At 72.0% G+C, this 19,986-nt stretch carries 21 protein-coding genes; 14 read left to right on the forward strand and 7 right to left on the reverse strand.

Features of this window, described 5'->3' with window-relative positions:
- Positions 1–264: 264 nt before the first annotated feature.
- Positions 265–885 carry a PadR family transcriptional regulator gene (locus OG730_RS34210; RefSeq protein WP_327307850.1) on the forward strand — a complete coding sequence of 207 codons (621 nt, stop codon included), beginning with the start codon at positions 265–267 and terminating at the stop codon, positions 883–885.
- Positions 886–1,015: 130 nt separating this feature from the next.
- Here OG730_RS34210 and OG730_RS34215 read toward each other — a convergent pair whose 3' ends face one another.
- Positions 1,016–1,444, reverse strand: a complete 429-nt coding sequence (locus tag OG730_RS34215; RefSeq protein WP_327307851.1) for a type II toxin-antitoxin system Rv0910 family toxin — start codon at positions 1,442–1,444, stop codon at positions 1,016–1,018.
- Between the two features lie 192 nt (positions 1,445–1,636).
- Between OG730_RS34215 and OG730_RS34220 the strand changes: the two genes are divergently transcribed.
- Complete coding sequence (locus OG730_RS34220) at positions 1,637–2,602, forward strand: EamA family transporter (protein WP_327307853.1); 966 nt, start codon at positions 1,637–1,639, stop codon at positions 2,600–2,602.
- A 165-nt stretch (positions 2,603–2,767) separates the two neighbouring features.
- A complete protein-coding gene (locus tag OG730_RS34225) occupies positions 2,768–3,793 on the forward strand; it encodes a DMT family transporter (protein ID WP_327307854.1) in 1,026 nt (341 codons plus the stop codon).
- Here OG730_RS34225 and OG730_RS34230 read toward each other — a convergent pair.
- On the reverse strand, positions 3,780–4,508 hold the full coding sequence (locus OG730_RS34230; RefSeq protein WP_327307855.1) for a pyridoxamine 5'-phosphate oxidase family protein: 729 nt from the start codon (positions 4,506–4,508) through the stop codon (positions 3,780–3,782). The genes OG730_RS34225 and OG730_RS34230 overlap by 14 nt on opposite strands.
- 37 nt (positions 4,509–4,545) lie before the next feature.
- Here OG730_RS34230 and OG730_RS34235 point away from each other — a divergent pair, with 37 nt between their 5' ends.
- Positions 4,546–5,877, forward strand: coding sequence for an aminotransferase class I/II-fold pyridoxal phosphate-dependent enzyme (locus tag OG730_RS34235; RefSeq protein ID WP_327307856.1), 1,332 nt, complete (start codon positions 4,546–4,548; stop codon positions 5,875–5,877).
- A 129-nt stretch (positions 5,878–6,006) separates the two neighbouring features.
- Here the strand turns inward: OG730_RS34235 and OG730_RS34240 are convergent, their stop codons facing one another.
- A complete protein-coding gene (locus tag OG730_RS34240; RefSeq protein ID WP_327307857.1) occupies positions 6,007–7,008 on the reverse strand; it encodes a DMT family transporter in 1,002 nt (333 codons plus the stop codon).
- Positions 7,009–7,083: 75 nt separating this feature from the next.
- Here OG730_RS34240 and OG730_RS34245 point away from each other — a divergent pair, with 75 nt between their 5' ends.
- Entirely contained in the window at positions 7,084–8,025 is a 942-nt protein-coding gene (locus OG730_RS34245) for a LysR family transcriptional regulator (RefSeq protein WP_327307858.1), read from the forward strand.
- 55 nt (positions 8,026–8,080) lie between these two features.
- Here OG730_RS34245 and OG730_RS34250 read toward each other — a convergent pair whose 3' ends face one another.
- A complete protein-coding gene (locus tag OG730_RS34250; RefSeq protein ID WP_327309538.1) occupies positions 8,081–8,506 on the reverse strand; it encodes a pyridoxamine 5'-phosphate oxidase family protein in 426 nt (141 codons plus the stop codon).
- Positions 8,507–8,705: 199 nt separating this feature from the next.
- Between OG730_RS34250 and OG730_RS34255 the strand changes: the two genes are divergently transcribed.
- Positions 8,706–9,320, forward strand: coding sequence for a cysteine hydrolase family protein (locus tag OG730_RS34255; protein ID WP_327307859.1), 615 nt, complete (start codon positions 8,706–8,708; stop codon positions 9,318–9,320).
- Positions 9,321–9,602: 282 nt separating this feature from the next.
- Positions 9,603–10,022: a hypothetical protein gene (locus tag OG730_RS34260; protein WP_327307860.1), complete on the forward strand. Its 420-nt coding sequence runs from the start codon at positions 9,603–9,605 to the stop codon at positions 10,020–10,022.
- Here OG730_RS34260 and OG730_RS34265 read toward each other — a convergent pair.
- Together OG730_RS34265 and OG730_RS34270 are read right to left on the reverse strand one after the other, a co-directional pair.
- A complete protein-coding gene (locus tag OG730_RS34265) occupies positions 9,943–10,335 on the reverse strand; it encodes a hypothetical protein (RefSeq protein WP_327307861.1) in 393 nt (130 codons plus the stop codon). The genes OG730_RS34260 and OG730_RS34265 overlap by 80 nt on opposite strands.
- Positions 10,332–11,474, reverse strand: coding sequence for a molybdopterin-dependent oxidoreductase (locus tag OG730_RS34270; RefSeq protein WP_327307862.1), 1,143 nt, complete (start codon positions 11,472–11,474; stop codon positions 10,332–10,334). The genes OG730_RS34265 and OG730_RS34270 overlap by 4 nt, the downstream gene beginning before the upstream one ends.
- A gap of 198 nt (positions 11,475–11,672) precedes the next feature.
- On the opposite strand from OG730_RS34270, the gene OG730_RS34275 reads away from it, so the two are divergent.
- Complete coding sequence (locus OG730_RS34275; RefSeq protein ID WP_327307863.1) at positions 11,673–12,107, forward strand: hypothetical protein; 435 nt, start codon at positions 11,673–11,675, stop codon at positions 12,105–12,107.
- A 71-nt stretch (positions 12,108–12,178) separates the two neighbouring features.
- Here the strand turns inward: OG730_RS34275 and OG730_RS34280 are convergent, their stop codons facing one another.
- A complete protein-coding gene (locus OG730_RS34280) occupies positions 12,179–14,203 on the reverse strand; it encodes a glycosyl hydrolase family 8 (protein WP_327307864.1) in 2,025 nt (674 codons plus the stop codon).
- A 271-nt stretch (positions 14,204–14,474) separates the two neighbouring features.
- Between OG730_RS34280 and OG730_RS34285 the strand changes: the two genes are divergently transcribed.
- The 6 genes from OG730_RS34285 (at position 14,475) to OG730_RS34310 (ending at position 19,947) form a co-directional block, all read left to right on the forward strand.
- Positions 14,475–15,314: a HipA family kinase gene (locus OG730_RS34285; protein ID WP_327307865.1), complete on the forward strand. Its 840-nt coding sequence runs from the start codon at positions 14,475–14,477 to the stop codon at positions 15,312–15,314.
- Positions 15,311–15,694 carry a DUF3037 domain-containing protein gene (locus OG730_RS34290; protein ID WP_327307866.1) on the forward strand — a complete coding sequence of 128 codons (384 nt, stop codon included), beginning with the start codon at positions 15,311–15,313 and terminating at the stop codon, positions 15,692–15,694. The genes OG730_RS34285 and OG730_RS34290 overlap by 4 nt, the downstream gene beginning before the upstream one ends.
- A 143-nt stretch (positions 15,695–15,837) precedes the next feature.
- Complete coding sequence (gene fabG / locus OG730_RS34295) at positions 15,838–16,599, forward strand: 3-oxoacyl-ACP reductase FabG (RefSeq protein WP_327307867.1); 762 nt, start codon at positions 15,838–15,840, stop codon at positions 16,597–16,599.
- A 20-nt stretch (positions 16,600–16,619) separates the two neighbouring features.
- Complete coding sequence (locus OG730_RS34300; RefSeq protein ID WP_250745254.1) at positions 16,620–17,381, forward strand: SDR family oxidoreductase; 762 nt, start codon at positions 16,620–16,622, stop codon at positions 17,379–17,381.
- A gap of 152 nt (positions 17,382–17,533) precedes the next feature.
- Positions 17,534–19,117, forward strand: coding sequence for an ABC transporter substrate-binding protein (locus tag OG730_RS34305; RefSeq protein ID WP_327307868.1), 1,584 nt, complete (start codon positions 17,534–17,536; stop codon positions 19,115–19,117).
- Positions 19,118–19,278: 161 nt separating this feature from the next.
- Positions 19,279–19,947: a uracil-DNA glycosylase gene (locus OG730_RS34310; RefSeq protein WP_327309539.1), complete on the forward strand. Its 669-nt coding sequence runs from the start codon at positions 19,279–19,281 to the stop codon at positions 19,945–19,947.
- Positions 19,948–19,986 lie beyond the last annotated feature (39 nt).

Below are 19,986 nucleotides of genomic sequence, written 5' to 3' on the forward strand. Positions count from 1 at the left end.
CCCATGTTCGCGGCCACCTCGCCCTGCGCGGTGGCGATGTCGTCCTCGGTGGACTCCATCAGGTCGCCCGTCTCCTCCAGGCGGGCCAACAGGTCCGCGAGCATCCTGCCAGGTCAGCGGCCTATGGGCGGCGTGGATCCGGGTGAGCGAGGCTGTTCGTTGAAGAAGTTTCCGATATATCGTTGACGCATCGCGATGGGTCAACGATAGTAGAGACATCGCACTAGCGACAACGAATCACCGAATGAGGAAAGGAGCGCAGTCATGCGTTCACACGGACAGCACGGACACGACCACGGACATGAGCACGGACGGGGTCACGGCCACTGCGGGCCGGACCGTCGGGAGGAGTTCCAGGGGCGGCGTGCCGCCTTCGGGCCGTTCGGGCCGCCCTTCGGCGGCGGGCCCTTCGGCGGGCGGGGCGGGCGCGGCGGACCGCGCGGCCGGGCCCGGCGGGGGGACGTGCGCGCCTCGATCCTGGCGCTGCTCGCCGACCGGCCGATGCACGGCTACGAGATGATCCAGGAGATCGGCGAGCGCAGCGGCGGGGCCTGGAAGCCCAGCCCGGGGTCGGTCTACCCGACCCTGCAGCTCCTGGAGGACGAGGGCCTCATCACCAGCGAGAGCGAGGGCGGCAAGAAGCTGTTCACGCTCACCGACGCCGGCCGCACCGAGGCCGAGTCCGGCCCCGACGCCCCCTGGGCGGAGGCCGGCCGGGGCTTCGACTTCGAGGCGATGAACGAGGTCCGGACGGCCGGATTCGGCCTGATGGAGGCCTTCGGGCAGGTCTTCAAGACCGGCACCCCCGCACAGCGGGAGAAGGCCCTCGCCGTCATCAACGACACCCGCAAGAAGCTCTACCTGATCCTGGCCGACGAGCACTGAGTGCGAGTGGGCCGGACGGATCCTCCGGTACGACGGCGCGCCCCGCGAGAGCCTTCTCGCGGGGCGCGCCGTCGTATCCGCGTGTGTACGGACCTGCTCGTTCGGGAGGGGGAGCGGGGGCGGAGCGTGGTCAGGCGACCAGGCCTGAGAGCTTGCGGAGCGACTCGTTGAGGGCGGCGGTGGCCGAGTCCTTGAGCTTGCCCGCCATCAGGGAGACCGCGGCGCCGGTGAACTCGCCGTCGATGCGGACGGTGGTGGCCCCGCCGTCCGGGACCAGGGTGTAGCGGGTCAGGATGGCCACGCCCATGGGGCCCTTGCCGGTCAGCGCGAAGACGTGTCCGTCCTCCAGCTCCGAGATCGTCCAGAGGACCTCGGCGGGGAAGCCCATCATCTTCATGTTCTCGGAGAAGGTGGACCCGATCGCGAGGGTCTCGGGGCCGCCCTTCGGGAAGTTGGTGTGGGTCATGCTCCACTGGCCGTAAGCGTCCCAGTCGGTCAGCTGGGACCAGAGCTTCGCGGCGGACGCCTCGATGCGTGATTCCGCGGTGACTTCAGCCATGCGACCACCCCTTCTCGTCAGGTACGTGCGGCGGAAGGTAGTCCCGGGGGGCGCAACATTCAAGACTGACGACCTGTCAGATATTGGGGGGCGGGGTGGGCGCGGACCCCACCGGTATCGGGCCGGTCTCGGGAGCGTCTCAACAGGTGTCACGGCCTCGTCGCTCCTGACCGGGCCTGCCATGATGTCCGAATGCAAGCGTCAGGGAGACATGCCGGACTGGGCCTCGCCCTCATTTCGGCGATCGCGTTCGGTGGTTCGGGAGTGGCGGCGAAGCCGCTGATCGAGGCGGGTCTGGACCCGCTCCACATGGTCTGGCTCAGGGTGGCCGGGGCGGCCCTCGTACTGTCCCCGCTGGCCTGGCGCCATCGCGATCTCGTACGCCGCAAACCCCTGCTGCTCGCGGGCTTCGGGATCGTCGCCGTGGCCGGGGTCCAGGCCTTCTACTTCGCCTCGCTGTCCCGGATCCCGGTCGGTGTGGCGCTGCTGCTGGAGTACCTCGGCCCCGCGCTGCTGCTCGGCTACATCCGCTTCGTGCAGCGCAGGCCCGTGACCCGGGCCGCCGCGGCCGGCGCCGCCGTGGCCGTCGCGGGTCTCGCCTGCGTGGTGCAGATCTGGGCCGGGCTGAGCCTGGACCCGCTCGGCGTGCTGCTCGGCCTCGCGGCCGCCTGCTGCCAGGCCTTCTACTTCGTCTTCGCCGACCAGGGCAGTGACGGGGACGACGTGCCCGACCCGATGGGCATGATCGCGTACGGCATGATCGTCGGCACCCTCGTGATGACCGCGATCGCCCGGCCCTGGCGGATCGACTGGCAGGTACTGGGCGGCGACGCGGCGCTCGGGGACCTGACGGTGCCCGCGGGCGTCCTGCTCGGCTGGGTGGTGCTGATCGCGACCGTGTTCGCGTACCTGACCGGCGTGGTCTCCGTGCGCAAGCTGTCCCCGCAGGTCGCCGGCGTGGTGGCCTGCCTGGAAGCGGTCGTGGCGACCGTACTGGCCTGGGTGCTCCTCGGCGAGCACCTCTCGACCTGGCAGATCATCGGCGGCGGGCTGGTGCTGGGCGGGGCCTTCATCGCGCAGACCTCCCGGCAGGGCGCGCCCGCGCCCGGGGTCGCGGAGCCGGTGGCCGCTCTGGACCGCGATCCGAGCAAGGTCTAGGCTCGCGATCATGCCGATGACCGTGCTTCCGCCTCCCGCCGCCTAGCGCGGGCGGCTGCCACCACGCAGGAGAACCCGGCCCGGGCCGTGTCCCGGGCCGATTCGCGCTGCCCGCGAAGCGATGACCCGTTCCTTTCATCCTTCACGCACGCGCGGAGACCTCTCGTGTCGATCCAGTCGGACCAAACGCCCGCCACCGGGCGCAGCCTGCTCTACCTCGTCATCGCCGGAACCGCCTGGGGCACGGCGGGGGCGGCGGCCTCGCTGCTCTACCTCGCCAGTGACCTCGGCCCGCTCGCCCTGTCGTTCTGGCGGTGCGCGGGCGGGCTGGCGGTGCTGCTCGCGGTACTCGCCGTACGCCGACGCCCGCGGGGCGGTGCCGTCGGGACGGGTGCGGTCCGGGCGGGTGCCGTCCGGGCGCGGGCCTCGGTGGGGTCGCTCATCGGGACCGGGCTCATGTTCACCCTCTTCCAGTCCGCGTACTTCGCCGCCGTGCGCGAGACCGGCCTCGCCGTGGCCACCGTGGTCACCCTCGGGTCCGGGCCCGTGCTCATCGCGCTCGGGGCCCGGTACTGGATGGCGGAGCGGCTCGGCCGGGGCGGGGCCGTCGCGGTCGGCGGGGCGCTGGCCGGGCTGGCCGTGCTCGTCCTCGGCGGCGGGGGCGGCGAGGTGCGGCCGCTCGGCGTCGGCTGGGCCCTGCTGTCGGCGGCCGGCTACGGGGCCATGACCCTGCGGGCCAGGCTGCTCGGGCGGCGCGGGACCGGCGGGGACCCGCTGGTCACCACCGTCTGGTCCGTCGGGGTGGGCACGGTGTGCCTGCTGCCGTTCGCCCTGGTGGAAGGGCTGATGCCGCATACCGCGGAGCCCGTCCGGGTGCTCTGGCTGCTCGCCTACATGGCCACCGTGCCGACCGCGCTGGCCTACGCGCTCTACTTCAGCGGGGCCGCCGCCGTGCGGGCCGCGACGGTGTCCGTGATCATGCTGATCGAGCCCGTCGGAGCGGCGGCGATCGCCGTCCTGGTGCTCGGGGAGCGGCTGACCGGCGCCGTGGCGCTGGGCACCGTACTCCTGCTGACGGCGGTGGGGGCGCTGATCGCCGCCGAGTCCCGGCGTCCGGCGGACGCGGGTGAGGGCGGGCCGGACGAGGTCCGGCCCGCCCTCACCGCCGAGGCGGTCGTCAGAGCGCGGTGACGTAGGCCGGGACGGGGATGCCCGCGGCGAGGTCGGCGGCCGGGATCGGGGTCCCGTACGCCGGCGCGACCGGGACCACGCCCGACCAGAACGGCAGATCGAGGTCCTCGGCGTCGTCGCCCGGGCCGCCGCTGCGGACCTTGGCGGACACCTCGTTCAGGTCCAGGCGGATCACGGCGGTGGCCGCGAGCTCCTTGGCGTTCGCCGGCCGGGAGTCGGCCGAGCGGCCCGGGACGACCTGGTCGACGAGGGCGTCGAGCGCGATCCGGCGCTCCTGCGGGTCGGTCACCTCGTAGGCCGTGCCGTGGACGACCACGGAACGGTAGTTGAGCGAGTGGTGGAAGGCGGAGCGGGCCAGGACCAGGCCGTCGAGGTGCGTCACGGTGAGGCAGACCGGCAGCCCCGGGTCGGCCTTGCCGGCCGCGAGCAGCGGGCGCGAGCCCGTGGAACCGTGGACGTAGAGGGTCTGGCCGACCCGGCCGAAGAGGGTCGGCAGGACCACCGGCGCGCCGTCGCGGACGAAGCCGAGGTGGCAGAGGTAGGCCGCGTCCAGTATCGAGTGCACCGTCTCGTGGTCGTAGTGCGCGCGGTCGCGGTACCGGCTCGGCACGCTCCGGTCGGTGGGCTCGTAGGTGGTGGCCGCTTCGGTCGGCGCTGCCGCTGCCGCTGCAGTGGGCCGTTCTGCGGTGGTCTCGGGGGCGGGCGTGACGCTCATGATGCGGACTCCGTTGTATTAGTGCATACTGTGCTTTGTGCTAGGAGAGTATCTGATCATCGGGCGGCGCGCATCGGAAATCGCCGCGAGTGTGGAAGCGGGCGTCGCCTCGGGCGCGCTCGCGCCGGGAGCGCTGTTGCCGCCGATGCGGGAGCTCGCCGGAGTGCTGGGGGTGAACCCCAACACCGTGGCCGCCGCGTACCGGACGCTGCGCGAGCGCGGGGTCATCGAGACCGACGGGCGCCGCGGCAGCCGGGTGCGGTCCCGCCCGGCGACCGCGCCGCGCGACCAGCTGCGGATGGACGTCCCGGAAGGGGTGCGCGACATCGCCTCCGGCAACCCGGACGTGCGGCTGCTGCCCGCTCTGGGGGACGCGCTGGCGGGTGCGGCGCGCCGGTACGCCGCCGAGCCGACGCTCTACGGCCAGGATCCGGTCGCTCCGGAGCTGGCCCGGCTCGCCCGGGCCGCCTTCGAGGCGGACGGGGTGCCGGCCGGGGAACTGGCGGTGGTCTCGGGCGCGCTGGACGGCATCGAGCGGGTGCTGGCCGCGCACCTGCGCCCCGGGGACGCGGTGGCGGTCGAGGACCCGGGGTGGGGGAGCGTGCTCGACCTCGTGCCGGCGCTGGGGCTGCGGGTGGTGTCGGTGGCCGTGGACGACGACGGGCCGCTGCCCGACGCGGTGGAGCGGGCGCTGGCCCAGGGCGTCCGGGCGCTGCTCGTGACGGCCCGGGCGCAGAACCCGACCGGGGCGGTGGTGAGCGCGGAGCGGGCCGCGGAGCTGCGGGCGGTGCTGGCCGGGTATCCGGAGGTGCTGGTCATCGACGACGACCACGGACACGGCATCGTGGACCTGCCGCTGAACGTGCTGGGCGGGGTGACCCGTCACTGGGTGCTGGTCCGCTCCACCGCCAAGGCGTACGCGCCGGACCTGCGGATCGCGGTGCTGACCGGGGACGGGGTCACGCTCGACCGGGTCCGGGGGCGGCAGCGGCTGGGCCCCGGGTGGGTGAGCAGGCTGCTGCAGTACACCGTGGTGGAGCTGTGGCGGGCCGGAGCGGTCGATCACGCGGCGGTCGCGCGGTCCTACGGGGAGCGCCGCGACGGACTGGTCGCGGCGCTGGCCCGGCGCGGGGTGAGCGCGCGGGGGCGGAGCGGGATGAACGTGTGGGTGCCCGTCGCCGAGGAGACCGCGGTGGTGACGCGCCTGCTGGGCGCGGGCTGGGCGGTCGCGCCGGGGGCCCGGTTCCGGATGGAATCGGGGCCGGCGGTGCGGATGACGATGTCGACGCTGTCCCTGGCGGACGTACCGGTGCTGGCGGAGGCGGTGGCCTCGGCCGTCCGTCCGGCGGCCGGGGGGCGGCTCGACTAGGCCGTCGCTTTCGGATCTTGCCCCGCCTGACCGGCAAGACTCGAAAGGGACGGCCCTAGGGTCTGTCGTCAAGCTCCCGTCGTCGCACGAAGGGCGGCCGCGCGGCAGGCGGGAGTGTGACGAGGGGCCCTAGCGGCGTCGGGTCTGGGTGAGGGCCGCGCCCGCCAGGACGACGGCCGCGCCCACCGGGGTGTTCCAGTGGAGCTGTTCGTCCAGAAGCAGGACGCCCGCCGTCGTCGCGATGACCGGGATGAAGTACGTGACCATCTGAGCGGTGGTCGGGCCGATCTCCGTGACGAGGCCGTACTGCATCTGGAGGGCCATGCCCGTGCCCAGGGCGCCCAGCGCGATCACCGACAGGGTCGGCCAGAGCGGGAACGAGGTCGGGGCCGAGGTGAACAGGGCACTGACCAGACCCAGTTGGAGGGTGGAGACCAGGAGCTGGGCGCCGGTCAGGGCCACCGGGGAGCCCGGCGTGGAGGCCAGGGTGCGGCGTACGTAGATCCAGCCGATCGGATAGCAGAGCGCGGCCAGCAGGGCGAGCGCGGTGCCCTTGGCGTCGAGGCCCGAGAAGCCCTGCCAGGCGCCCAGGACGGTCAGAACGCCGAGGAAGCCCAGGCCCAGGCCCGCGAAGCGGCGGCGCGTCGGGCGGTCCTCGGAGAGGGCGACCAGGGAGAGGGCCATCCCCCACAGCGGCGAGGTGGCGTTGCAGATGCCCGCCAGGCTGGAGGGGATGCTCAGTTCCGCGTACGCGAAGAGGGAGAACGGGGCGGTGTTGAGCAGCAGCGCCGCCACCGTCAGGTGCCCCCAGGTGCGCCGGCCCCGGGGGAGCGGCTCGCGGCGGATCAGGAGCACGGTGAGCAGGGCGAGCGCGCCGAAGAAGACCCGGCCGAGGGCCACCTGGAACGGGGCGTAGGCCTCCGTGCCCACCTTGATCAGCAGGAAGCTGAAGCCCCAGATCACCGAAAGGACCGCGAAGCGCAGGCGCCAGTCCAGGCGGCCGCCGACGGGAGCCTTCGTGGTGGGGTTGGGGCTGGGGGTCGTGCTGGCTGTGGCCGGGGCCGTGGCGGCGGCCACAAGCCGGTGCGGGGCGGGGGTGGCGGCTGGGACCGGGATGCTGGGGGCGCTCATGGCAGCCACCTTCGCCCCTGGCGACCTCGTAGGACAAGCGAAAGTTGTTGGGGGCGACGTCGTAGGATCGCTTACATGTTGAACCTGGAGCGACTGCGCACCCTCGACGCCCTCGCCCGCCACGGCTCCGTCAGCGGCGCCGCCGACGGGCTGCACGTCACCACCTCCGCCGTCTCCCAGCAGATGGCCAAGCTGGAACGGGAGGTCGGGCAGCCGCTGCTGGCCAAGAACGGGCGCGGGGTCCGGCTCACCGACGCGGGCCGGCTCCTCGCCGAGCACGCGGCCCGGATCATCTCGCAGGTCGAGCTCGCCCAGGCCGACGTCGAGGCCCGGCGCGGGTGCGCGCTCGGCGAGCTGCGGATCGGCGCCTTCCCGACCGCCATGCGGGGGCTACTGCCGCAGGTTCTGGCGCGGTTGCGTGCGGAACACCCCGAACTGCGGCCCCGGGTACGGGAGCAGGAGCCGGAGGAGAGCATGGCCGCCGTGGTGCGGGGCGATCTCGACATGGCCCTCGCCATCGACTGGCACAACAAGCGGATGCCCGTGCCGGCCGAGCTCACGCGGGCCCATCTCCTGGACGACTCCATGGACATCGCGGTGCCGGCGGGGCATCCGCTGGCCGGCCGCGCCGAGATCTCGCTGGCCGAGTTCGGCGAGGACGACTGGATCTCCTGGACCGAGGGGCAGTTCTGCCACGAGTGGCTCGTCTCCACCCTGCGCGGCACCGGCATCGAGCCCCGGATCGCGCACATCGCGGAGGAGCACCACACGCAACTGGCCTTCGTCGAGGCCGGCCTCGGGGTGTGCGTGGCCCCCCGGCTGGGGCGCGGGCCCGTGCCGCCGGGGGTCCGGCTGCTGCCGGTGTCCGACAGCACGCGGCGCCACGTGTACGTGGTCTGGCGGGCGGACGCCGACCGCCGGCCGTCGATCCGGGCCGCCGTCGAGGCCTTGCGGAGGGCGGCCGCCGCCGCGGCCGGGGAGGTCCGGGCGGTCGAGGGGGAGGGAGGCCGGGCCTGATCTGCGAGGCGCGGCACCGGGCGGCGCGGGCCAGGCGAGATCCGAAAGGGACGGCCTAGATCTTGCGGAAGTCCCAGGACACGATCGAGTCCGGTGTGAGCCGGATCCAGGCGTGCCGACCGTCGTGCGGCATCTCCGTGATGCCGAAGTTCTTGACGGGGAAGAGGCGCTCCGGCTCGGCCAGTTCCTCGCAGGGCTCGCCCGTACGGGGGGCTTCGCCCACGAAGACGGCCGTGCCGGACAGCTCGACCCCGCGCAGCTCGTCGTAGGCCTCGCCGGAGTCCACGACCACCGAGATCCGCGGATCCTTGCGGAGGTCGGACCAGCGGCGGCTGCGGGTGATGGAGTACAGCCACAGCGAGGTGCCGTCCCAGACGAACCAGAGCGCGCCCACGTGGGGGCGCCCGTCGGGGGAGACCGTGGCCACCCGGCAGGTGCGCTGCTCGCGCAGGAAGGTGTCCGTCTCCTCGTCGGTCATCATGATGCGGCGGCCCCGCCGCTGCGGCCTGTCCGCGGGTGTGCTGTCGGCGAGCGTGCTGTCCACGGGTGTGCTGTCCACGAGCGTGCTGTCCACGGGTGTGCTGTCCACGGGTGTGCTGTCCATGTGGTCCGTGCCCCTTCACATCTGACTGTGTGTCAGGAATCATGCGTGCTCTTCCGTCGCCACGCCAGGGGGAGCCATGCCCGATCTCGATCCCGCCACCACCGCACTGCTCACCGTCGAGTGCCAGAACGGTGTCGTCGGCGAGGAGAGCGCACTCCCCGAGCTGGCCAAGGAGGCGCGGGACTCCGGCATGCTGGACCGGGTCGCCGCGCTGGTCGAGGCCGCGCGCGGGGCGGGGGTGCAGGTGCTGCACGCGGTCGCCGAGCGGCGGCCGGACGGGCTCGGGGCCAACACCAACGCGCGGCTGTTCCGGGCCGCGGGGAAGCTGCCGGTGCGGCAGCTGACCGGCAGCCGGGCCGTGGAGGTCGCCGCGCCCATCGTCGTCGCCGAACAGGACCTCGTGGTGCGCCGGCTGCACGGGCTCTCCCCGATGGCCGGCACCGACCTGGACGCCCTGCTGCGCAATCTCGGCGTCCGCACCCTCGTCGTCACCGGGGTCTCCTCCAACATCGCGATCCCCAACACCGTCTTCGACGCGGTGAACCTCGGCTACCAGGTCGTGGTTCCCTCCGACGCCATCGCCGGGGTGCCCGCGTCCTGCACCGCCGAGGTGATCCGCAACTCCCTCTCCCTCGTCGCGGCCGTCACCACGGCCGAAGCGCTCATCGCCCAGTGGGCCCCGGAGCGCTGACCTCCGTACGGACGCGGGGTCCTGGGCGGGCCGAAAGCGCCCGGCGTACGAGGATCGCGGGCGCCCCCGTCGAGCTGACGGGGCAGCCCGTCCTGTCCGGCCGGGACAGCGGAGCCCAGCGCAGCCCGGTCCACGCGACGCTGATCGGCGCGCTCGTGGTCCTGCCCGTGCCCCTCGCCGCGGTCGCGCTGACCCTGCTGCCCGTCCGGCTGTACGCGTGGGGCGACCGGCTCGACCGGCTCGACCGGCCGCGCCGGGCGCACCGCCCGGACCCCGCGCTCGGTGGTCCTGCCCCTGCAGGCCCTGATCCTCAACGCGCTGTCCACCTGCGCGGCGTACGGCGTGGTCGTGCTGGTCTGGCAGGAGGGTCACGGCAGCGAGGCGCTGTTCGACGCCCCGGCGATCGGGGCGGTGACCCGATGGATCCCCATGGCGGTCTTCGCCTTCCTCTTCGGACCGTCCATGGACTACGAGGTGTTCATCCTCCACCGCATCCGCGAGACCCATCTGGAGCTGACCGCCCGGGGCGTGCGCGACACGGTGGTCCGCTCCGTCGTGACGGGCATCAGCCGGACCGGACGGCTGGTCACCTCCGCGGCGCTCATCCTCCTCTTCCTGGCCTTCACCGCACTGGCCGGCGGCCCCGCACCCACCGGGAGAGGTGAAGCAGGGCGGCCGTGGCGGCCACCGCCGCGAGGGTGATCAGCCAGTTGCGCGGATAGTCCAGCGGGAGCACGGACGGGTTGTTCGGCGAACCGGGGCGCAGGAGTACGGGCAGTGCCACCACGGTCAGGGAGCCCGCGACGATCAGCGCCCCGCGTACGGTCGTGCGCGCGCGCAGGCCCGTCAGGAGCAGGCCGAGGGCCAGGACCAGCGGGGCGACGAAGCCGTCGTGCACGGCGACGGCGCCGGCCAGCCAGATCGCCACGTCGACGTACTGGCCGCCCCGGAGCAGCAGCGCCACGCCGTAGCCGAGGAGAGCGACGCCGAGGGCGCCGCAAGCCGCGCGGATCACAGCACCTCCAGCCGGTGGACCCACTTGGTCTGCAGGACACCGGGCCGGTTCGGCGCGATGATCCGGGCCGGGAAGCCGTGGTCCGGTGACAGCGCCCCGCCGTTCAGCCGCAGGGCGAGCAGGGTGAGTTCGTCCCGGGCGTAGGTGTGGGCCAGCTCCGTGACGGAGTACGCGCCGCCCCGCTCCATGGAGACCACCCGCACCCGGGCTCCGCGGGGAGCCCCCGCCCGGTCGAGCAGATCCCGGATCCGTACGCCGCTCCAGTCGGCGGACTTGCTCCAGCCCTCCACGCACGCGATCGGCAGCGTCGCCTCGTACTGCCTCATCGCCCGGAGCCCGTCGAGCGTCAGCTCGTACGGACGGGGCCCGGCCACCGTGAGCCGCCAGTCCCGGGCGGACACCGCCGCGACACCGGCGGCGACGGCCGTACGGTTCACCGGCAGGCCCTGCGGCCCGTGGTCGGGGTGGCGGGGGGCCAGCAGGTCGAACCGCCCCAGCGGGGTGAAGGACTGGCCGGCCGTCGTGAGGGTGACGGCGCCGACCGCGGCGAAGACTCCGGTGAGCAGCGCGCGCCGGTTCGGGCCGTCCTCGGCCGGCAGCGCGAGCGTGCCGGCCGACCCGCGGCTCCAATGTGCCTTGATCTCCGGTGCCTTGAGGGCGATGTGCAGCACCAGCGCGCCGGTGAACGTCCAGCCCAGGGCGTAGTGCACCTGGACGAAGTCGAACGGCCAGGGGTACCACTGCGCGGTGTTGAGCAGTCCGGTGAACAGTTCCAGGACGGCCGACGCGACGAGCAGCGCCGCCGACAGCCGTTCCAGTCCGTGGCGGACCGACCGCACGGCGGGCCACTCGAACAGGCGCGGATAGACGGTCCACATCTTCGCCAACAGCAGCGGAACGGCGGCGATGCCGCTCGCGACATGGAGTCCCTGGGTCAGCCGGTAGCCCCCTGAGGGACGGCTGGGCAGGTCGTCGGCGAGCCAGGCGGGCGGATGCTGGAGGTAGTGGCTGACGAGGCCGGTGACGAAGCACACCACGACCGCCAGGGCCAGCCAGCGGCCGATCGCCGTCGCCGTCCGGGCGTCGTGGAGCCGTCCGGAGAACGCCGGCGGACGCGGTGGAGGGACGCGCAGTTTCATGAGCCCATGACACCTGCCGCGGGTCCCGCGCGGGGGCGTGGGCGCCTTACGAAACCCTGACAGCGATCCGTCACGTGCGGCCGTCTTCCGAGTTGAGGTCCCGTGACCGATCATCGACCCCGGGAACCCGCCCCACCGGGCCCCCGCGGTCCGTTGCCCGCCCGGCGGGCATCACCTGCGAAGAGGAGCGGCATCTTCATGGAAGACGAGGCGGGGGACGTGGTGGCCGCGGCCACGGCGATCGTGCGTGCGGCGGCCGCCAGGCGGGCGGGGCAGGACCGGGTCGTACGGGCCGGGGCGTGGCTGTCGGGCGCGGTGTTCCTCGCCGGGTGCCCGTCCGGCCTGTGGTGGCAGGGCGACCTGGCGAACATCCCGCTCGTCGGACGGGTGCTCGCGAGCTGGGGACCGGGCGGCGCGATGCCCTGCCCCACCGGCCTGGTCGGGCTGCTGCTGCTGGTGTTCGCGGCCCTCTTCGTGGCCGCCGGGGTCGGCGCGCTGTGGTGCGGCGCCGCCGACGTCGCCCGCCGCGAGAGCCCGTTCGCCCGCTACGACCGCTACGACCGCGACGACCGCTACGACCGCGACGACCGCGACGACCGCGACGGCCACCGATCCGCCGAGCGCCGTAGGTGATCCCGACCGGCCGGGCGGTGCGCGCTCCCCACGCCGCGCGCACCGCCCTCCAGAGCGACGGGGTTACGGGGTTACGGCACCCAGTGGTTGCCGGATGCCGTGATCATGACCTGGAGCTGGATGCTCGCCGAGAAGTAGCTGCTGGTGTCGATGGGCGTGGTCAGCATCTTGTTCCACAGCGCGTCCAGCCAGGCCTGACTGCCCGCGTCCGTCATGGCCGCCAGCGCGAACGGAGCGAAGTACGCCGCTTCGCTCCCGGAGGAGATCTGCGTGCCGTCGAGCTTGTAGCCGATGGCGATCTTGTTCGGGTCGCCGCCCGTCTTGCCCTTGATCCAGCTGTTGATCTTCCGTGCCGACGCGAGGGACTTGGCGTCCCCGCTGGTCACCGCGTCGTCCGCGATGCGCCACGGGGTCCGGCAGGCGTTCCACCAGTAGGCGCCGTCGTTCGGGTCCTCGAGGACCTGACCGGGGGCGGGCTTGGGGGTGGTGTTGGTGTTGACGACGAAGTCGGGCAGCAGCCCCGTGTTCGGCGCGTAGGACGCCTGCAGGTTGGTGATCTGGTTCTGGTGCGCGGAGCGCACGGTGTCCCAGGCCGCGTCCCCGGTCGCGGTCCGGAAGGCCCGGAAGTGGTCGACCATCCAGTCCGAGGTGCGGGTGATGTAGTAGTACTGGTCACCCGAGCTGCTCCAGTCGCCCAGCTTGAGCAGGTGGGTGGACGGGTTGAGCTCGTCCTTCTTGATCGCGTTGATGTGCTTGATCGCGAGCGCCTTGTAGTCGTACGTGCCCGCGCTGCCCCACTGCTTGTCGGCGAGCAGCAGCCCGTACGCGACGTCCATGTCGCCGTCGGTCGCGCCGTCACCGCCGTTGACGCTCCGGCAGGCGGTGTCCTGCTCGGCGGCCAGCAGGTCGGGGTTGACCGCCGAGGGGTGGTCGATCATCCACTTCGTCAGACCGTCGAATATCTTCTTCGCGTCGGGGTCGGCGCCGGCCATCGTCGCGGCGATCACCATGCCGTACCCCTGGGCCTCGGCCACGTACGGGTGGTCGGCGTCGGGGGAAATGATCTGGTACCAGCCGTTGCCGCAGTTCTGCCGGACGAACGCGGACTTCCAGGAGTTGTAGTAGGCGACGGTCTTCTGGTCGAGCGTGCTCTGGGTGCCGGTCGGCTTCAGCGTCCCGGCGGCGTAGGGGCGGCTGTGGCCGCCGAACGGAACCGCCGGGCCGGAGCCGCTCGCGGGCTGGGTGGTGACGCTGAGCGCGTTGCCGGCCGGGGAGACGTTGCCCGCCGCGTCCCGCGCCCTGACCGTGTAGCCGTAGCTCGTGGAGGCGGTGAGGCCGGTGTTCGTGTACGAGGTCCCGGTGACGCCCGCGACGTGCGTGGCGCCCCGGTAGACGTCGTAGCCGGTGACGCCCACGTTGTCGGTGGCGGCGTCCCAGGCCAGCGAGACGCTGGTCGACGTGGTTGCCGTCGCGCGCAGACCGCCCGGAGTGCTCGGCGCGGTGGTGTCGGAGCCGCCCGAGACCGGGGAGCCGTAGACCTCGAACGCGAAGAGGGAGTAGCCGTACGCGGTGCCCCGCGCGGTGGCGTACACGCGGACGTAGCGCCCGGTCCCGGTGACCGTCAGGTCGTCGGTCGCGCCGTTGCCGGTGCTGGTGGAGTAGATGTCGGTCCAGTTCGTCCCGTCGTTCGACGTCTGGATCCTGTACGCCTTCCCGTACGCGGCCTCCCAGTCGAGCTTGACGCGGCTGATGGTGTGCGCCGCTCCGAGATCGACGCGGATCCACTGCGGGTCCACGCCCTCCACGCTGGCCCAGCGCGTCGTCGCGGAGGCATCGACGGCCTTGCCGGCCTCGAAACCGCTCGCCTCGACCGACGAAGCGCTCGCGGGCTTTCCGGTGGAGACCAGTACCGCGGCGGCGGTAGCGGTGGTGGTAGCGGAAGCGGCCCGGACCGCGGTCCCGGCTGTCGCGGCGGGGGCGTTGAGGGCGGTGAGGCCGGCCATGGCGGCGGCGAGGGCGGCAAAGCCCGCCAGCGGGCGGTGCCAGTGGGGGCGGCGGGTGAGGTGCGCGGAACGTTGCTGATGTGCTCGTGACATCGGTCGTCCTCGGATGAGTGCAATGCGAGTGGGGAGCGGCCGGTCGGGGACCCCGGCGCCAATGGTTAGGAATGGTTCCTAACCATTGGCGGAGAGAGTAGGAACGGAAGGGGGTGCCGCGCAAGACCCCGCGCCCGATCCGCTCGGCACGCCGCGCAGTCGCTGCGCCCCCCGACGGGTCGCACGTCTCACACGGTCACGGCGAGCCATCGGCCGCCGCTGCGGCGGCATCCCCCGAATCCGATGTGTGATCGCCGGTTAGCCTGGGGAAATGCTCACAGAAGTGATCGCGACCCGTTACGTCACGCCTTTGCGGGAGGGCGGCTCGCTCCCCGGAATCGTCGAAGCCGACGACCTCGGTACCTACGTCATGAAGTTCACCGGAGCCGGCCAGGGCCGCAAGACCCTGGTGGCCGAGGTCATCTGCGGCCGGCTGGCCCAGCGGCTGGGGCTGCGCGTTCCCCGGCTGGTGCAGATGCAGCTCGACCCGGTCATCGGGCTCGGCGAACCCGACCAGGAGGTCCAGGAGCTGCTGAAGGCCAGCGGCGGGCTGAACCTGGGGATGGACTACCTCCCCGGCTCGATCGGCTTCGACCCGCTCGCGTACCAGGTGGACCCCGTGGAGGCGGGGCGCGTGGTCTGGTTCGACGCGCTGATCAACAACGTCGACCGGTCCTGGCGCAATCCGAACATGCTGGTCTGGCACGGGGACCTCTGGCTCATCGACCACGGCGCCACCATGATCTGGCACCACAACTGGCCCACCGCCGGGAGCGCCGCCGCCAAGCCGTACAACGCCTCCGACCACGTGCTGGCCCCGGTCGGCCCGGACATCGCAGCGGCGGCGGCCGCGCTCGCTCCGCTGGTCACCGAGGAACTGCTGACCGAGGTCGCGGCCGACGTGCCCGACGAATGGCTGGTCGACGAGCCGGGCTTCGACTCCACCGACGCGCTGCGCCGCGCCTACGTGGAGGCCCTGCTGCCGCGTGCGGCCACGATCCACGAGAGGATCACGATGGAGGCCGAGGCGAAGGTCCGGTCGGGTCCGCCCGGCTGGCTCGCCGACCGCCTCGACCCCCGTCCCCGGAAGATGAAGAGCGACAGCGAGTGATCAAGCGGGACGTGTTCGAGTACGCGCTGGTGCGCGTGGTGCCCCGGATGGAGCGCGGCGAGTGTTTCAACGCCGGCGTGATCGTCTACTGCCGGGCGCATTCCTACGTCCGTGCCCGCACCCACCTCGACGAGGCCAAGCTCCTCGCACTGGATCCGGGGGCCGACGTGGCCGGGGTGCGGGCCGCCCTGCGCGGCGTCGAGGGCCTGTGCGCCGGCGGTGAGTCCGCGGGGCAGGCCGCGGGTGACGACGCGGGGCGGCGCTTCCGGTGGCTGATCGCGCCGCGCAGCACGGTGGTGCAGCCGGGCCCGGTGCATACGGGCCTGACGGCCGACCCCGCCGCTGAGGTGGAGCGGCTGCTGGACCTCCTGGTCCGGTGAGGCGCTGACGGCCATCGCGTCGGGAGCCCTGGAACCCGGTGGCGTTGACACCGGGTGCCAGGGCTCCTAGCGTCTCCTCAGCTGAAGCTACTAAGCGGTTGCTCACCTCTGAGGACCGCTTTCCCAGTGCGAGGAGATCCAGCATGTCCACCACCGAGCAGCGCGTCGCGATCGTGACCGGGGCGGCCCGGGGCATCGGCGCGGCCACCGCCGTACGCCTGGCCGCCGAAGGCCGGGCGGTCGCCGTACTCGACCTGGACGAGGCGGCCTGCAAGGACACCGTGGAGACCATCACGGCGGCCGGCGGCACGGCCGTCGCGATCGGCTGCGACGTGTCCGACAGCGCCCAGGTGGAGGCTGCCGTCGAGCGGGTGGCGAGCCTGCTCGGCGCCCCGACCATCCTGGTCAACAATGCGGGTGTGCTGCGGGACAACCTGCTGTTCAAGATGAGCGACACCGACTGGGACACCGTCATGAACGTCCACCTGCGCGGTGCGTTCCTGATGTCGAAGGCCTGTCAGAAGCACATGGTGGCAGCCAAGTTCGGCCGGATCGTGAGCCTCTCCAGCAGCTCCGCCCTCGGCAACCGCGGCCAGGCCAACTACTCGGCGGCCAAGGCCGGTCTGCAGGGCTTCACCAAGACCCTGGCCATCGAGCTCGGCAAGTTCGGCATCACCTCGAACGCCGTCGCTCCCGGGTTCATCGTCACCGAGATGACCGCCCACACGGCCGCCCGTGTCGGCATGGACTTCGAGGACTTCCAGGCCGCGGCGGCCACCCAGATCCCGGTGCAGCGCGTCGGGCGCCCGGACGACGTGGCCAACGCCATCGCCTTCTTCACCGGCGAGGCCGCCGGCTTCGTCTCCGGCCAGGTCATGTACGTGGCCGGCGGCCCGCTCAGCTGAGAGAAGGCAGGGTGCACGTCATGACGTACGACGGAACGGACAGCGGCAAGGTCGCGCTGATCACCGGAGCGAGCCGGGGCATCGGCTACGGCATCGCCGAGGCCCTGGTGGCGCGCGGAGACCGGCTCTGCATCACCGGCCGCAACGAGGAGGCCCTCAAGGAGGCCGTCGAGCGGCTCGGCGCGGACCGGGTGATCGCGGTCGCGGGCAAGGCGCACGACGAGGCCCATCAGGCCGTCGCCGTGGAACGCACGATGGAGGCCTTCGGCCGCGTCGACTTCCTGATCAACAACGCGGGCACCAACCCGGTCTTCGGACCGATCGCGGACCTGGACCTCGGGGTCGCCCGCAAGGTCTTCGAGACCAACGTGATCTCGGCGCTCGGCTTCGCCCAGCGGACCTGGCACGCCTGGCAGAAGGAGAACGGCGGCGCGATCGTCAACATCGCCTCCATCGCCGGGGTCTCCGCCTCGCCCTTCATCGGGGCGTACGGGATGAGCAAGGCGGCCATGGTCAACCTGACCCTCCAGCTCGCCCACGAGATGGCGCCGGGGGTCCGGGTCAACGCCATCGCGCCGGCGGTGGTGAAGACCAGGTTCGCGCAGGCCCTCTACGAGGGGCGCGAGCAGGAGGCGGCGGCGGCCTATCCGCTGGGCCGGCTCGGGCTCCCGGAGGACATCGGAGGGGCCGCGGCCTTTCTTACATCTGCACAAGCGGAATGGATCACAGGACAAACTCTCGTCGTCGACGGGGGAATGTTCCTCAATGCCGGGGTGCACTGACCGATAATCGGACGCATTTGCCTCCGAAGGGGAGGCAAATGCGTACCGAATAGGCATGTAATCGGTCAAGTGCCGCACGAAACCTACCCATTGGTTTCGTGATGCTCTGCGGTAGGGTCTGCCGCACCCCTGGCTGATCGAGGAGCGTGCACGTGTTCAACCGGACCAGATGCCTGCAGATCACTGCGGCCCTTGCGTCCATATCCCTGCTCTCCGGATGCGGCCTGTTCTCGGACGACGGCGGCAATGGAGACCAGCGGATTGTCGTCGGAACGACGAGCGCACCCACGACCCTCGATCCGGCGGCGGCCTGGGACGGTTCCTGGGAGCTCTACCGGAACGTCTACCAGACCCTGCTGGCGTTCCCCACGGGTGCCACCAAGCCCCAGCCGGACGCCGCCTCGAGCTGCGAGTTCACCGACGCCGGGAACGAGTCGTACCGCTGCACGGTGCGCAAGGGCCTGAAGTTCTCCGACGGCGAGCCGCTCGACGCCAAGGCCGTCAAGCACTCGCTGGACCGGATCAAGACCATCGACGCCCCGTCCGGCCCCAAGGCCCTCTTCGGCAGCCTCGACAAGATCGAGACCCCGGACGCGCAGACGGTGGTCTTCCACCTGAACACCCCGGACGCCACCTTCCCCTTCGTGCTCGGCTCCCCGGCCGCCTCGCTCGTCTCGCCGAAGCAGTACCCGGCCGACAAGCTGCGCGAGGGCGACAAGGTCACGGGCTCCGGCCCGTACACCCTGGAGTCGTACAAGGAGGCCGGCGAGGCGGTCCTGAACCGCAACGAGAGCTACAACGGCTTCGCCAACCGCCGCAACGGCGGGGTCACCATCCGCTACTTCGCGGACTCCAAGAAGATGATCGCCGCCCTCAAGGGCAAGGAGATCGACGCGACCTACCGCGGCCTCTCCGCCGACGAGGTCAAGGACCTCCAGGCCCCCGCCTCACACGACGCGGGCGTCCAGGTCGTCGAGAACGTCGGCTCGGAGATCCGCTACCTGGTCTTCAACCCCACCGACCCGCAGGTCGCGAAGGTCGAGGTGCGCCGGGCCATCGCGCAGATCGTCGACCGCGGGGCGCTCGTCTCGAAGGTCTACCAGGGCACCGCCGAGCCGCTCTACTCGATGGTCCCCAAGGGCGTCGTAGGCCACCGCACGCCGTTCTACGACTCCTACGGCCAGCCGGACGTGGCCAAGGCCAAGAAGGCCCTCAAGGACGCCGGGATCCCGACGCCGGTGCCCCTGACCTTCTGGTACACCACCGACCGCTACGGCGCCTCCACGGCGGACGAGTTCACCGAGCTCAAGCGCCAGCTCGACGAGAGCGGGCTCTTCAAGATCACCCTGCGCGGGCAGCCCTGGAAGACCTTCCAGGAGGGCTACAAGAAGGGCGAGTACCCGATCTTCGGCCGCGGCTGGTTCCCCGACTTCCCGGACCCCGACAACTTCATCGCGCCGTTCGTCGGCAAGGAGAACGCGGTCGGCACCCCGTACGAGTCCAAGGAGATCGTGGACGTCCTCCTGCCCAAGTCCCGCCGCGAGAGCGACCGGTCGGCCGGAGTCCACGAGTTCGAGAAGGCCCAGCAGATCTTCGCCGACGACGTCCGGCTGCTGCCCCTGTGGCAGGGCAAGCTGTACGTCGCCGCCCGCGACGACATCGCCGGCGCCGAGCGGGCGCTCGACCCGCAGACCGTCATGCAGGTGTGGGAGCTGTACCGCAAGACCAGCTGGTAGCAGGCCCGTACGCCGCCCCCGCCCGTCCGCACCGCCCACCCGGGCGGGGCGGGCGGGCGTCGCGTTGTCAGTGGCCACCGGTAGGTTCTGGAGCAGTCGCGCGAAGCAGTTGCGCGAGTGCGCATGAACAACGTGTACCGGAGGTTGTCGCCGTGCCCCAGATGCTCCCCGATTCCTGGCTCCCCGTCCTTGGCGGAGAGCTGGAGCAGCCCTACTTCACGGAGCTCACCGAGTTCGTCGAGAAGGAGCGGGCGAACGGGCCGGTCTACCCGCCCCGCGAGCAGGTCTTCGCGGCCCTGGAGGCCACCGCGTTCGACCAGGTGAAGGTGCTGGTCCTCGGCCAGGACCCCTACCACGGAGCGGGCCAGGGCCACGGGCTGTGCTTCTCCGTGCAGCCCGGCGTGAAGACCCCGCCCTCGCTGCGCAACATCTACAAGGAGATGCACGCCGAGCTGGGCACCCCCGTTCCGGACAACGGCTACCTGATGCCGTGGGCCGAACAGGGCGTCCTGCTGCTCAACGCCGTGCTCACCGTCCGCGAGGCCGAGCCCAACTCGCACAAGGGCAAGGGCTGGGAGAAGTTCACCGACGCAGTGATCCGCGCGGTGGCCGAGCGCCCCGACCCGGCCGTCTTCGTGCTCTGGGGGGCCTACGCGCAGAAGAAGCTCCCGCTGATCGACGAGGAGCGGCACATCGTCGTCAAGGGCGCCCACCCCTCCCCGCTGTCGGCCAAGAAGTTCTTCGGCTCCCGGCCCTTCACCCAGATCAACGAGGCCGTCGCCGCCCAGGGCCATGCGCCGATCGACTGGCGGATCCCGGACCTGGGCTGATGGCCGACCGCGCCTAGGCGGCATTGCAGGTGCCTCCGG

The sequence above is a fragment of the Streptomyces sp. NBC_01298 genome, from assembly GCF_035978755.1.
Lineage (GTDB): Bacteria > Actinomycetota > Actinomycetes > Streptomycetales > Streptomycetaceae > Streptomyces.